Consider the following 14,461-nt stretch of genomic DNA (forward strand, 5'->3'; position numbering starts at 1 on the left):
ATTTGCAAAAAAAGAGGTTGTTCGGGTACACTTGAACAACCTCTTTTTTTTGTTTAACTTGTATCTTATGGGCAGGATTTTGCGTAAACACTGGATATTGATGGGAGCCGGGATCACGTTGTTGGTGCTTGGATTGGTGCTGGGTTATTTGCTTCGGTACCGTTCAGTGGAAGCAGTGGAACAATTGGTGAATAATTTATCAGGTGGGCAATATAAATTAAGCGCCACCAGTTTCCGGTTTAACCTGTTTAAATTTCAGATCAATGCAAGAAATCTGCATGTAGCGCCGACTATTGATAATGACGACAACAGTCTGTTTGAATTCAAAGCCGACTCGGTTTCCATACAGATCAACAATCCCATCCAACTTTTATTGTTTAAGCGGCTGGCGGTAAACAAACTGATATTGAAATCTCCCTACCTGGAATTAAAAAGGGCTTCAAAAGACAGCACCAGGGAAAGGCCATTACGCCCCCTGCACATTGAAATCGCAGCCGTTCAGGATGTATTTTTTAATGTTTTGTCCTCGCTTGAAGTACAGCAGTTCAGGATGAGCGACGGAAGTGTTTCCATTTATCCGGAAACCAGCATTCACCAGCGACGTTTTTTTCTGAATCATATTTACCTGGCACTGGATGATCTGCACCTGCTGAGAAAAATCAAACAATGGGATAATACCAACCGGGTAGCTGTAGATTTTCGATTATTGAAACCGACCATTGAATATCCGGATTCTACATTGCAGGTGGTACTTGACAAACTGGTCTGGCAATCCAAAACAAGACGATTTGAGTTAAGCGGACTTGATTTTCATAAACGAGTGGAAGACTATAAAGAAAAATCAGGTTTTCGGTTGGAAAATATTGAACTGGATTCTTTAAACTGGAACAAATTACTGACGGAAGGACGAATTGAACTTGGATTATTGAAAGCCGCAAAGGGATATTTTACCAGCAATAATATTCGATTCCGCCGGGCCAGGAATAAAGATTCAGTCCGCATTGAAAACAGCTTCCTGGATGTAATGGGGCCAATTAAAATAAAAACCGTCCAGATTGACAGCATCCAGTTTAAGGGTAGCACCATCACCCGGAGAGGTAATGAGAGCCTTGAAATATTGGGTGATAATTTTTATGTATCCAATCTGGTAGTAGATAATTCCTTACCTAATAAAATTGAGCTGGACGATCTTGAGTTTGCTGTACGTGGTTTCCTCGAATCGGATAGTAATAAAACCTTTCAAACCGGGTTTGACGGCATGCGCATCAAAAAGAACCAGTTAACCCTACAAAATTATTTTCTCCGCGCGTCTAACCGAAACAAAACAGCCAATACCAGTATTTCCACCAGTCAATTAATTTTGCACAACCTCTCTATTCCCGCTTTGCTGAGTGGTCAGTTAAAAGCAGATGAGCTGGATCTGATCAGTCCCAATGTAAGACTCCAACTGGCAGGTAAGAATACTGGCAAAAAACTAAATCCATTACGTGAGATTCAACGAACCATTCGTCGCAAACTCCAGATTGAAACCATCCGTGTGTTTGATGCTGACCTTCAGATAACAGCAAGCGGTGCAAAAAAACCGCTGGTCAGCTCAACCTCTTTTTCTGCCATTATCTCAAGTAACAGTGTATTACGGGCAGGTACGCTCGAGGAATTATTTGATGGTAAGAATCGGTTGGAAATGCCTCAACTGGCACTTCGTCTTAAGAATTTCAATGTAGATTTAACGAATGCAGTATACGAAGATAATGATCTTCGTGCCAGCCAGGCTATTGGCAACACAAGTGAAAACAACATTCGTTTTGATCTTCGTAATATTCATGTGCAGGATATCAACGCTGCCGGTATCATTGAAGGCAAGGACACCAACTGGGTGCGAGTGATTGAATTGGGAACTGGTAAAGTATTCATCGGTCATTCAACCGGGAAAAATAAAACCTCAACGAAAACCAGGATTCCCCAGGAAATGATCCGGAATATAAGAACCGGCAAACTTGAGCTTGTGCTTGACCAACCCGGACTATCCGTCAATACTTCAATTGACAGCATTGCTGTGGACAGTTTAAGGTATGAGAACCAGCAATGGACCTGGTTTCATTATTACCTGGCGGGACAAAAACTGAAACTAAATCAGGATAAGCTGGCGCTCAGTATTGGACCTTATCTGGTTTCATCTGAGCAAAGCAACCTGCAGGAGGTACAAATTCAAGCGAAAGGAAATCGGTTTGATTTAGCAGGCCAGATGCCAGGAGTACAGTTATCAGGAAGTCCCGCATCGCTGAAGGATCCATTAGCCAGCATAAAAAAAGCAGTACTAACCAGTCCCGATATAAAACTGGTACTTAAGGAAGTAACCGAATTTGAGGAAACTGCGGTCACGGCTAACCGTTATACTAAACTGCCTGCCCTGGAATTAATAGACCCGGCGCTGAATATCTCAAGAGAATCAGAAGGCAGAACCATTGAACTCTTTAGCAACAGAGGCGGAAATATCCAAACAGATGTCATAAACATTAATGAAGGTCGCGTCTCAACAGCCCTTGTAAACCTCTCCCTGAATAAGATCATAGCAATGCCGGAAAAAACCAACCTGCACATTGGTAACTTTCAATTACGTGCCAGTAATTTTCACCTGGACAGAAACCTCGAAACAACTATCCAGAAGGTTTCTTTAGGTCAGGGAAACATTGATCATCAAACCGACAATTATCATTTACGGATCAATGATATTGCGGTCCTAAATAAAGAACCGATTCTTTTTTCCAGCAAAAAAGAAGAGCTGCGCAAGTTCCTTGAAAACCTACCCAATATTAACCTGGCGGCAGATGAAGTTTTTTATAAGAAAAAGGATCGGAAATGGGAACTATATAAAACACTATTAGATGCTGACAAAAAGATCATTGGGTTTGACAGTATACGATTCAGCAGCCTGATCAGCAAAGACAGTTTCCTTGCCAGGGCATCCTACCAGACAGATTTTATTGAGTTCCACGCTGGCAAAGGAAGAATACTTGGACTGAATCGTGAAATCAAAGAAAAGGATACCATATGGTTAGCGAATCGTATTGAGCTGGATCAGTTTAACATGGAAGTAGAGCGCGATAAAAGAAAGCCGGAGGACACCGTCAGCTATCGTAACATGTTACCCGGGCTCATCAAAAAAATCCCGTTGAACCTGGAGATTGGTTCTGCATTGTTAACGAAATCCCGCATCCAGTATAGTGAAACCAGTGGCAAAACCGGGAAGCAGGGAACGGTCTGGTTTAATGATCTCAACCTGGTAGCGGGACCAATTAAAAATTTCGAATTGCGACCAACTGATTCCTTACGAATAACCGCTACCACACTATTTATGGACAGCGGACACCTTCGGTTTGGCTTTCACCAGGCATATCTCGACAGTCTGTATGGATTCTATTTATTGGCAAGAATGGGAAAGATGGAATTAAATGCATTATCCCCTTTACTTATGCCCCTTTTCAATCTGCATATTAAACAGGGTCGTGCTGATAGCGTCTGGCTTCGGGTAAAAGGCAATGATTATTTTGCTTACGGCCATATGGAATTGGATTATCGTAAGTTAAAATTTGAACTCTATGATGAGAACGGAAGAAAAAAGAAGTTCACCAGTTTCCTGGCGAACCTGTTGATAAAAAACAGGAATGGCAAAAAAGGGCTGGTCTACCAGGAGCGGGTTCAGAACAAATCCACTTTCAATTACTGGGGCAAGATTGCATTAAGCGGATTAATGACCAACCTGGGTGTAAAGTCCAACCGAAAATACCTTCGTAATTATAAAAAAGAAGCAAAGCGATTGGAGATTCCAATTGAATTGCTTGATTAACCATATGAATTCTGCCATCTATTTAGTATTCATAATAGGCAGTGCGATTGTTTTTATCATAATAGCCTGCGCCCGATTAAAGTGGCATCCCATGCTGGTATTGCTGACGGCAGCCTTGTTTGTTGGAATAGGATCTGGTATATCCCCCAAACAAACTATGGAAACCATTTTAAGTGGAGCGGGATCCATTTTCGCAAGCATAGGATTTCTGATCATACTTGGCAGTTTCCTGGGGGAAGTGCTGGAAAGAAGTGGTGCCGCTGCCAGAATTGCCAGCGAGTTCATCAACAGCTCCAAACAAGCAAGGGTTCCTTATCTGACGCATGCATTAGGGTTACTTGTCGGGATCCCGGTTTTTTGTGATGCAGGCTTTATTTTATTATCAAGGCTTATTCAGTCCATGCACATGGTAGAGGGCAGTTCAGTATCTGCGCTGCAGTTATCATTGGGTACCGGGTTGTATGCATCGCATGTTTTGATACCCCCTACACCAGGACCAATGGCTGCAACCGGCAACCTGGGACTGGAAAACCAGCTTGGCTGGGTAATACTGCTCGGACTTATAGTATTGATACCGGTTGCCATACTCACTAGTATGCTTATTCGAAAAATGGATAAACAGTTATTTGCAATAGATCCTCCGGTACGCAAAACCGATTCTGTAACAGAATCAAGCAAGGTGCGTGAACAAACACTCCTTTCCTCCCTTTTTCCCCTTCTTTTACCCTTACTGCTGATCACCGCTGGTTCAGTTGCTCCTTTTTTCATCAGCAATGAGAAACTGCAGCATGGTTTTCAATTAGTAGGACACCCGGTGCCGGCACTCGGAATCAGTGCTTTACTGGCGCTGGTTTTACTGGCCCGAAAGGAACGCAAAAACTGGGGGGAATGGTTTCAACAGGCCCTGGTAGCATCCGGCCCTATTATATTTATTACAGCCGCTGGTGGTGCATTCGGAGCTGTATTAAAAGCCACACCGATTCAGGATGTACTATCAGGATTCCTGCATACATCCGGTATACCCAACTGGGCCATTTACCCGGTTGCATTTTTACTAGCTGTCCTATTGAAAACAGCACAGGGTTCGTCCACTGCATCGCTGATAATTACTTCGGCATTACTCTTCCCCGTAATGGGATCTTTTGATCTTAACACTCCGCAGCAAGCCCTGGTAGTGTTGGCAATCGGCGGTGGGGCGATGACGGTAAGTCATGCCAACGACAGTTATTTCTGGGTAATCCATCAATATGGCAAGATCCCTGTTAATAAACTATATCGGAGTTACACCTTGTTAACTGCAGCGATGGGAATCACTACCCTGCTTGGCGTACTGGCTCTTTATGTTGTAACAGGATAAGCAGGATATCCATCACATTGGTTTGTGTGGGTCCTGTTTTCACTAAACCTCCTGCAGCAGAAAAAAACGTATAGGCATCCTGGTTAGCCAGGAATGAATCAGGATTCAATTCAGCTTTTCTTACCTGCTCCAGCAAGGTTTCATCCAGTACAGCACCGGCAGCATCTGTAGGTCCATCGGTTCCATCGGTTCCTCCACTTAGAAACGCAAAAGCATAGGATTTAAGCTGTTTGGCAAGCTCATCCTTGTTCAGGCATGCTACCAATAAAGCAAGAATCAGTTCCTGGTTTCTTCCACCCTTTCCTATACCAGTTAAGGTTACGGTTGTTTCGCCACCCGCCAGGAAACAGCGGGCCGAACAATCGCCTTGTTTCTTATATGCTTCCATTTGGGAGAGTGCCTGTTGAAGAAAATTAACACCCAGTTCCCGAGCTTCGCCATCAAGCGCTGCATGAAACGTGATGGGTTCAAATCCAAGCGCAAGTGCTTTATCAGCACAGGCTTTTAAAGCCAGTTGATTGGTAGCCAGTAAATGATGCTGTACCTTATGAAAAAGGGGATCCCCAGGTTTGGGGGTTTCGAGAGCGGGATCATTTTTCAGTCGGTTGATATGACTCTGTAAGCCTTGCGGTAGCTTTTCGGTTATACCAAACCGGTAAAGCAATTGTTCCACCTCTGCAATACTACTGCTGTCGGGATAAAAAGGGCCACTCGCAATAACGGAAAGATCATCCCCGGGAACATCGCTCAATACACCCACTTCGATTTTGGCACCACCAGCCAGTCTTGCCAATTGGCCTCCCTTCAGGGAAGAAAAATGCTTTCGAACTGCATTCATTTCAGCAATGGAAGCGCCGGATGCGAGCAGCAACTGGTAAAAGGATTGCAGTTCCTCCTGGCTGCATCCTTCCGGCAGATCAGCTACCAGTGCACTGGCGCCACCGCTGAGTAATACCAGCAAAAGATCCCGCTGGTCCAAACTGCTAACCAGGTTTCGGACCGCTAGTCCTGCATCAAAGCTTTTCTGATTGGGTACCGGATGTCCCGCTTCCAGTTGGGGCCATTCTAAACCAGGCAATGCATGATCCTCCTTGGTCACTACCAGTGCCTGATCCACCCATTCACCCAGTATTTTTTGCGCTTCCAATGCCATCGCAGAAGCGGCTTTTCCCATAGCCAGCACCACCAATCGCCTTATCTCCTTTCGGGCAATCCATTGAGTTCCAACCCGGAATGCGGCATCTTTTTTCTCCAGAAAATCCGCCATGAACACGGAAGGAAGCACTGCCTCTATGCCGGCCTGGAATATGGTTTTGGCTGTAGCACTGTTCATATCGCCAAGATAGGATTTAAATAAAACGAACGACTGTTATTGAATTTCCAATAAATCATTAACTTCGACTCAATTAGTTGTTTAACTAACTAATTTCTTGTCGGAATACGAAACATCAACTTGTTATATGAAAAGAACGATCAGAAAAGTGGCGGTACTGGGCAGTGGAGTCATGGGCTCCCGGATTGCCTGTCATTTCGCGGGGGTAGGTATTGAAGTGCTGTTAATGGATATGGTACCAAAAGATGCCCAGGAATCCCAGGACAAAGCAGCCCGCAACAAACTGGTCAACGATGCGCTGCAGGCAGCTCTGAAATCCAACCCCTCCCCGGTTTACAGTAAAGAGGTGGTAAAGAGGATTCGTACTGGTAATTTCACTGATAACATGAAGGAGATCGCCGGTGTGGACTGGATCATAGAAGTGGTAGTGGAACGATTGGATATAAAACAACAGATTTTCGAACAGGTAGAGCAGTATCGTAAACCCGGTACACTCGTTAGCTCCAATACCTCAGGCATTCCTATACATATGATGGCTGCGGGCAGATCGGAGGATTTTCAACAGTATTTCTGCGGTACTCATTTCTTCAATCCGCCGCGGTACCTGCGGCTGCTGGAAATTATTCCAACACCACAAACCAAACCGGAAGTGGTGGATTTCCTGATGCAGTTTGGTAGTTTACAATTAGGAAAAACAACCGTACTCTGTAAGGATACACCTGCTTTTATCGCGAACAGGATTGGCGTATATGGCATTATGGCGATATTCGGACTGGTAGATAAACTGGGGCTCACCATTGATGAAGTAGATGCACTGACCGGACCTGTAATCGGTCGCCCTAAATCAGCCACTTTCCGCACTGCTGATGTGGTAGGCATTGACACCCTGGTGAAAGTGGCGAAAGGAGTGGCAGATAATTGCCCGGATGATGAACAGCGGGCCGTTTTCACTATTCCCGCCTGGCTGGAAAAAATGGTCGCCAATAACTGGCTGGGGGATAAAACCGGACAGGGATTCTTCAAAAAAACCAAGGGTGCAGGTGGAGAAAAAGAAATTCTGACCCTCAATCTTTCCACACTGGAATATGGTCCAAGGCAGAAGCCCAAATTTGCCGGACTGGAAGCAGCCAAACCGGTGGAAGACCTCGCAACCCGTCTTAAAATGCTGGTGCAGGCTACTGATAAATCAGGAGAGTTTTATCGTCATTTTCATTATGGACTCTTTTCGTATATAAGTCACCGTATTCCTGAAATTTCTGATGAGCTCTACCGAATTGATGATGCTATGATGGCTGGGTTTGGATGGGAAATCGGAGCATTTGAAAGCTGGGATGTACTTGGGGTAGGCAAGACCGTTAGTAAAATGATGGAAGCTGGTTATTCGGTAGATCCCTGGGTAGAAGAAATGCTGGCAGCCGGGCATACCAATTTTTACAAAGTGGAAAACGGCAAACGTTTTTATTATGATATCGCAACAAAAGCCTACCAGCCGATACCGGGTGGAGAAGCCTTTATTGTGATGAAGAATTTTGAAGGACAGACTGTCTGGAAAAATGCTGCCTGCAGAGCTTATCACCTGGGTGATGATGTAATCGGACTGGAATGGTCCACCAAAATGAACAGCATTGGTGGTGAAGTATTGGAAGCCATCCAAAAGTCTATCGGGCTTGCTGAGGAAAAATACAAGGGATTGGTAATCGCCAATGAAGGTGCGAATTTCAGTGCAGGTGCCAATGTGGGCATGATCTTTATGCTGGCCATTGAGCAGGAATACGATGAGTTGGATATGGCCATCCGCCAATTCCAGCAAACCATGATGAGAGCTCGTTACTCTTCAATACCAGTGGTAGTAGCACCACACGGACTCACATTAGGAGGAGGATGCGAACTGAATTTACATGCAGATAAAATCTGTGCAGCCGCTGAAACCTATATCGGACTGGTTGAATTGGGTGTAGGTTTGATACCCGGTGGTGGAGGCAGTAAGGAATTTGCCTTACGTGCAGCAGATGAAATGCATGAAGACGAACCTGAGACCATCACCCTAAAAAATCGCTTTTTATCCATTGCAACGGCAAAAGTGGCCACCTCCGCGCAGGAAGGAATGGAGATGGGTATACTTCGGAAAGGAAGAGATGAGATCGTGTTGAACCAGGGCCGCCGAATCAGTGAAGCGAAGCGTTCAGTACTTGAACTATACGATAGCGGATATATTACACCGATACCAAGAACCGATATCAAAGTTTTGGGAAGATCTGGTTTAGGAACATTGTTAACCGGTATCAATGGAATGCTGCGAGCCAATTATGCAACTGAACACGATGCACTCGTGGCACGTAAGCTGGCCTATGTAATGTGCGGAGGTGATCTCAGTGAACCTACCCTGGTATCTGAACAATATTTACTAGACCTGGAGCGAGAGGCATTTTTGTCGCTCTGCGGAGAAAGAAAAACACTGGAAAGAATTCAAGCTGTTTTAAAATCGGGCAAACCGATTCGCAACTAATAAATGATGCTACCAGCAGTCATTTTGTAACACACATAGGAATGCCGGCCTTCGGGCCGGCTTTTTTTGCCGGTCCTACATTTGTTTTCTGATCCTGCAGTGCTTAGCTTATCTTGTCAAAAAAAGAAATGGATGTATTGGCATTGGATTCCATCCATAAATCCTACGGTCCCATCCAGGCACTGAAGGGTGTCAGCTTCTCGGTACCAAAGGGTACGGTATTTGGAATTCTTGGTCCGAATGGTAGTGGTAAAACAACCCTGCTCAGTATCATACTGGATGTATTGTCTGCAGACAAGGGACAGTATACCTGGTTTGGTCAACCTGGGTCCAAGTACCAGCGCAGACAAATCGGATCCTTGCTGGAAACACCCAACTTCTATCATTATCTATCAGCTGTAAATAATTTAAAAATTACGCAAAGCATTAGCGGAAGGGGGTCAATGGCTGAAATCGAAGAGGTATTAAAAACGGTGAATTTATACGAGCGAAGAAACAGCAAGTTCAGCACCTTCAGCCTGGGTATGAAACAGCGTTTGGCGATAGCTGCTGCATTACTGGGCAACCCGCCCGTACTGGTATTGGATGAACCTACCAATGGACTGGATCCTGTTGGTATTGCTGAGATTCGATCCCTCATCCGGCAACTTAGCGAAAATGGCACCACGGTCATACTTGCCAGTCATCTGCTGGATGAAGTGGAAAAAGTATGTACCCATGTAGCCATTTTGAAAACAGGCACATTGATCACACAGGGAACGGTGGATGAAGTGCTGGCAGATGAAGATGTGCTGGAATTGGGAGTAGAAGATCAGGCTGCGGCAAAAGCAGCACTGTACGGATTGGAAGGAATTGCAGCGGTTGAAGAAGCAGGAAATTTATTGCTGGTGAAAGGCCCCAAAGGTAGCCTGGACCCTGCAGCGATTAATGAATATTGTCATACTGCAGGAATTCGCATCAATCATTTGGCAATGCGTAAAAAACGATTGGAAGCCCGCTTCTTTGAATTAACCAGTAACTAACAAATTATGTATTCGCTATTCCGGACAGAGTGGTTAAAACTGAACAGATATCCAGCTTTCTGGCTGTTGCTGGGAATCTGTATGATTACCTATCCAGGTATTAACCTGATCGTATTAAATGTATATCACGAAGTAACGCAGAAGGAATCCACAACAGGACAGATAGTAACCATGCTGCTTGGGAACCCATTCTCTTTTCCGGAAGTATGGAAAACAAGTGCCTATCTTTCTTCCATTTTTGTATTTATTCCCGCGGTATTGGTGATAATGCTGATCACTAATGAATACAATTATAAAACATCCCGGCAGAATATTATTGATGGCTGGAGCCGAAAAGATTTCATGGTGGCTAAAGCTATTGATGTATTACTCATTACCCTCATTGTAACCATTATGTATGCAGTGGTCGCATTTTTCATGGGCATGCAGAATACTACCGGAGAGGAATATGCGATTTTTGACCAAATCTATTATATCGCTTTATTTTCCCTTCATACCTTTTCCCAATTATCCATCGCTTTTTTGGTAGGTCTGCTCGTAAGGAAAGCTTTTCTGGCCATGGCGATCTTTCTGTTTTATGCCCTTATTGCAGAACCGATTGCGGTGAACCTGTTGAAGTATAAATTCAAATTGGAAATCGGACGTTATTTTCCACTGGAGATTGCAGATCGTATGTTGCCGCAACCTGCCTTTATGAGCAGGTTGGATGAAGCCAAATACCAGGCCGCACTGGACGCAGTATCAACACATGTCTGGTTAACCCTTGCACTGGTGGTACTGACCTGGTTCATTAATTATCGCCTGTACCTGAAGCGGGATTTATAAATCACCGCAGGCTTGCATCTTTGGATTCTCCATATTATTTTGTACAATCAAAATAACTTATGGAAAATGCACCCTCTACTGCTGACATACTCGAAGATTTCAATGAAATTTCCAATTTTGAAGCAGCTTCAAGAGGCCAGCGGTTTGCCAACCTGCTTTTAGATTATGTGGGATTTTATGCTGCGGTTTTTGTATCTGGTTTTTTGATTGCTGTTATTTTTGAAATCACCGGCGAATCATTTTTATGGCAGGAGGAAGATATAAATCCACTTATAGACAGAATCTTTACCATGCTGGTTTATGTAGTTTATTATACCTTGTTTGAATACTTTTCAAGGGGCCGTTCTTTAGGTAAACTGATAACCCGAACCAGGGTAGTACACGTAGATGGAGCTGAATTGACCTTTAAGCATTACCTCTTGCGGAGTTTAACCCGACTGGTGCCCTTTGATGCGATTGCTGGTCTTAACGGTTATCCATTTCATGACAGATGGACCAAAACCAAAGTTGTGCAATTGAGGTAATCAATTATTTATTTCAGTAGTTGTTGTAATGCAGCTTCAATTGTAGGGAAGGCAAACTGAAAGCCTGCTTTCCGGATTTTGTCAGCACTAACTGTGGTGCTCTTCAGGACTTCCACACTCATTTCACCCAAACCGATTTTCAGGAAAATACCTGGAACATGTATGGGAATAAATGCTTTTCCACGCATTTTTTTCGCAAGCTCCAGCACCAGTTCCTTATTGGATATGGGATGTGGTGCTACTGCATTATAGGCACCCTGCCACTGCTCATTTTCCATTGCTTCCAGGTACATCCGAACCATATCCTGGATATGGAGCCAGCTGATCATCTGTTTGCCATTACTTAAAATGGCGGCAATTCCAAACTTAACGGGTTTCATGAATTCGGCAAGTGCCCCGCCCTGGGTTGCCAGGACAATACCGGTACGAAGAAATACAACACGTTTACCCATGGCCGTTAGTGGGGCCAGCGATTGTTCCCAGGCTTCACAAGTGGGCCCCAAAAAATCATCGTGAGCAGGAGCTGTTTCCTCAAATGGTTTTGGATTGGGGACCTGGGGGTCGGGTCCATACCATCCGATTGCCGAGGCTGATACTACAACTGAAATCTCATTTGAAATGGTAGAGAGTGCTTTGCATAACAATTCGCCTCCCTGCACCCTGCTATCACGGATTTCTTTTTTCCGTTTTTCAGACCAACGTTTGTCAGCCACACCAGCACCCGCCAGATGTAAAATTGCATGGCCACTTTGAATAGCAGCTTCATCGATGGTACCCTTTGCAGGGTCCCACGCTGCGTAACTGCAATTACCAGTTGCTTTGTATTGTGCAGGATTACGGGTAAAAATAATTACCCTATGTCCTGCCTCCAATAAAGCTGCTGTAAGGGCCCTGCCAATCATGCCAGTACCCCCTGTTATAAGTATTGTTTTCATTTCACTATTGTTTCTACTTCCATTCCTCCATCTTCCATTCCTCCATCTTCCATTCCTCCTAGAAAAAGGCCCCTCGCAAAAACGAAGGGCCGACTATCCTTTTCGGATAAACAACTAAAAACAAAAATCGTTGGCAAAAGCCGGAAGAATCGGATTAATCCGGCTTTTTACCATCCAGAAAAGTATTGATCGTACTGATCTGGGTATTATTATGCTCATCTGTTTTTACCGTGTAATTGCTGTAAAAATTTTCAGCCGGTGAAACAGTGTTATAGAGTTCAAGGTTGCGGCGGATATAAGCCGGCACAGTGTCAAACTCATTGTTCGGGTCCGCGGCATTGATGTTGAAAGACAGATTACGTAATTTCTGAATTCTTTCTGCTGCTTTCCTTTTTTGTTCCTCCACTTCGTCCAGCAAAGCCGGCTCCTCAGCAAAGGGGGTAAAAGAAGATTGAGTTGATGGTGCCAACGGCTGCTCCGCCGCAGGGGTTTCATCTTTTATCACCAGTTGCATATCGAAAGAAGTTGCGTCATCTTTCTGTGGCGTTGCCGGCAACTGCTGACGGATGGGTTCGTTCACAGGAGAACTGTCTTCCTGGCGAGAACTGGGTTCAGGCCCTTGTACCGGTTCGGCATAAATATTGGATGGCTTGGCCAAGTATCCCCCTGATGCTGCAGACACCGGAGAATTATTTTCAGAAAGATCGAATTGAACTTTAGCTTCGGGTATGGATGAGTGTGAGCCGGACGAAACTAAGGTTTGATTATCTCTTTCATCGTTTGAATTATCCACAGTAATTGTACGATCCTCATCCTCCGTAAAAGAAATAACCGGACTCGTAGTTTCACGAACAGAAGGTTCTTCCATCAGCCTTGGCTGTAATTTATCCTCTACCTGTGGCACAGGCGTTGATGCTGATGCTGACGCTGGTGCTGGTGTTTCTGCCGGACGCAATACAGAAATTGCAGGCTTCACGGCTGGTGTTGCAGCGACAGGTGCAGTTTGTACTGTAGCACTGGGAACCGGATTATAGTAGGCTTTATCTTCTGTTCCAAATGGCAGCACCGACTGATCCAGAGTCATCACAATTTTCTCATCTTTCTTTACTTCAGGCTGTTTCGCTGCACGTTTGTTGAAAGGATCCTTGTATTCAAATCCGGTTGCGATCAACGTAATTCCAATCTCATTTCCGAGGGAGGCATCATATCCCAACCCGAGAATAACATCAGTATCCTCACCGGCCTGGCTCAGCAAATGATTCTGAATAATATCCACTTCATCCATCGTGAACTCATGCTCCCCTTCAGCAGAATTGATATTAATCAGGATCCAGCGCGCACCGCGGATATCGTTATCATTCAGCAACGGTGAATTCAATGCCTCTTCAATTGCACGTTGTGCCCGATTTTCACCGGATGCAGTTGCATTCCCCAGGATGGCAACACCACCATTGCGCATAACTGTACACACATCCGCAAAATCGACATTGATCTGACCTGTGCTGCTGATCACATCTGTGATACATTTTGCAGCCGTAGCCAACACATTATCCGCTTTGGCGAATGCCTCTTTCATTTTTAGGTTACCGTACTGGTGCCTTAATTTATCATTGCTGATCACCAGCAGGGTGTCTACATGATCTTTCAGTTGTTGTATGCCTTCTTCCGCTTGCAACTGACGCTTTCTTCCTTCATAGGAAAACGGCGTAGTTACAATGCCAACAGTCAGCACACCGAGATCCTTACAGATTTTGGCAATGATCGGCGCTCCCCCGGTTCCTGTTCCACCACCCATACCGGCAGTGATGAAAGCCATTTTGGTATTTACTTCAAGGATGCGTTTGATCTCTTCCAGGCTTTCTTCAGTTGCCTGTTTACCAATCATTGGATTCGCACCGGCTCCAAGTCCCTGTGTCAGGTGCGGACCGAGTTGTATTTTATTAGGCACTTCGCTTTGTGCAATAGCCTGAGCGTCTGTATTACAAATGATGAAATTCACCCCGTCAATACTTTGACTGAACATGTGATTCACAGCATTGCTGCCTCCACCTCCTACACCAATCACCTTGATGATGGATGATTTTTCCTTCGGTAAATCAAAGTGTATCATAT

General features: G+C 44.7%; 9 protein-coding genes. 6 read left to right on the forward strand and 3 right to left on the reverse strand.

The genetic code is table 11. The features are described from left to right. Positions 1–67 precede the first annotated feature (67 nt). Both MD536_RS14300 and MD536_RS14305 read left to right on the forward strand, forming a co-directional pair. Positions 68–3,847 carry a hypothetical protein gene (locus tag MD536_RS14300; RefSeq protein ID WP_239601314.1) on the forward strand — a complete coding sequence of 1,260 codons (3,780 nt, stop codon included), beginning with the start codon at positions 68–70 and terminating at the stop codon, positions 3,845–3,847. A gap of 4 nt (positions 3,848–3,851) precedes the next feature. After that, on the forward strand, positions 3,852–5,204 hold the full coding sequence (locus tag MD536_RS14305) for a GntP family permease (RefSeq protein WP_239601316.1): 1,353 nt from the start codon (positions 3,852–3,854) through the stop codon (positions 5,202–5,204). On the opposite strand, the gene MD536_RS14310 is transcribed toward MD536_RS14305, so the two are convergent. Then, on the reverse strand, positions 5,161–6,537 hold the full coding sequence (locus MD536_RS14310; RefSeq protein WP_239601318.1) for a glycerate kinase type-2 family protein: 1,377 nt from the start codon (positions 6,535–6,537) through the stop codon (positions 5,161–5,163). The two genes, MD536_RS14305 and MD536_RS14310, sit on opposite strands and share 44 nt — an antisense overlap. Before the next feature lie 127 nt (positions 6,538–6,664). Here MD536_RS14310 and MD536_RS14315 point away from each other — a divergent pair, with 127 nt between their 5' ends. The 4 genes from MD536_RS14315 to MD536_RS14330 all read left to right on the forward strand — a co-directional run bounded on the left by MD536_RS14315 (position 6,665) and on the right by MD536_RS14330 (position 11,414). Further along, the gene (locus tag MD536_RS14315) at positions 6,665–9,043 is read left to right on the forward strand and encodes a 3-hydroxyacyl-CoA dehydrogenase/enoyl-CoA hydratase family protein (RefSeq protein WP_239601321.1); all 2,379 of its coding nucleotides are present in this window, start codon (positions 6,665–6,667) and stop codon (positions 9,041–9,043) included. A gap of 113 nt (positions 9,044–9,156) precedes the next feature. Then, positions 9,157–10,065, forward strand: coding sequence for an ABC transporter ATP-binding protein (locus MD536_RS14320; RefSeq protein ID WP_239601323.1), 909 nt, complete (start codon positions 9,157–9,159; stop codon positions 10,063–10,065). A 6-nt stretch (positions 10,066–10,071) separates the two neighbouring features. Continuing rightward, complete coding sequence (locus MD536_RS14325) at positions 10,072–10,890, forward strand: DUF2705 family protein (RefSeq protein ID WP_239601325.1); 819 nt, start codon at positions 10,072–10,074, stop codon at positions 10,888–10,890. Between the two features lie 59 nt (positions 10,891–10,949). Next, positions 10,950–11,414 (forward strand): RDD family protein, encoded by a 465-nt coding sequence (locus MD536_RS14330; RefSeq protein ID WP_239601327.1) that lies wholly within the window; start codon positions 10,950–10,952, stop codon positions 11,412–11,414. 8 nt (positions 11,415–11,422) lie between these two features. Here the strand turns inward: MD536_RS14330 and MD536_RS14335 are convergent, their stop codons facing one another. After that, the gene (locus MD536_RS14335; RefSeq protein WP_239601334.1) at positions 11,423–12,349 is read right to left on the reverse strand and encodes a TIGR01777 family oxidoreductase; all 927 of its coding nucleotides are present in this window, start codon (positions 12,347–12,349) and stop codon (positions 11,423–11,425) included. A gap of 154 nt (positions 12,350–12,503) precedes the next feature. Continuing rightward, entirely contained in the window at positions 12,504–14,459 is a 1,956-nt protein-coding gene (gene ftsZ / locus MD536_RS14340; protein ID WP_239601336.1) for a cell division protein FtsZ, read from the reverse strand. Between the last annotated feature and the right edge of the window lie 2 nt (positions 14,460–14,461).

It is taken from the genome of Flavihumibacter cheonanensis, from assembly GCF_022352215.1.
Taxonomy (GTDB): domain Bacteria; phylum Bacteroidota; class Bacteroidia; order Chitinophagales; family Chitinophagaceae; genus Flavihumibacter; species Flavihumibacter cheonanensis.

Bases quoted from the DNA above. Each gene is read 5' to 3' on its own strand.
- MD536_RS14300 (WP_239601314.1), top strand. From the start codon at position 68: ATGGGCAGGATTTTGCGTAAACACTGGATATTGATGGGAGCCGGGATC.
- MD536_RS14305 (WP_239601316.1), top strand. From the start codon at position 3,852: ATGAATTCTGCCATCTATTTAGTATTCATAATAGGCAGTGCGATTGTT.
- MD536_RS14310 (WP_239601318.1), bottom strand. From the start codon at position 6,537: ATGAACAGTGCTACAGCCAAAACCATATTCCAGGCCGGCATAGAGGCA.
- MD536_RS14315 (WP_239601321.1), top strand. From the start codon at position 6,665: ATGAAAAGAACGATCAGAAAAGTGGCGGTACTGGGCAGTGGAGTCATG.
- MD536_RS14325 (WP_239601325.1), top strand. From the start codon at position 10,072: ATGTATTCGCTATTCCGGACAGAGTGGTTAAAACTGAACAGATATCCA.
- MD536_RS14330 (WP_239601327.1), top strand. From the start codon at position 10,950: ATGGAAAATGCACCCTCTACTGCTGACATACTCGAAGATTTCAATGAA.
- MD536_RS14335 (WP_239601334.1), bottom strand. From the start codon at position 12,349: ATGAAAACAATACTTATAACAGGGGGTACTGGCATGATTGGCAGGGCC.
- ftsZ (WP_239601336.1), bottom strand. From the start codon at position 14,459: ATGATACACTTTGATTTACCGAAGGAAAAATCATCCATCATCAAGGTG.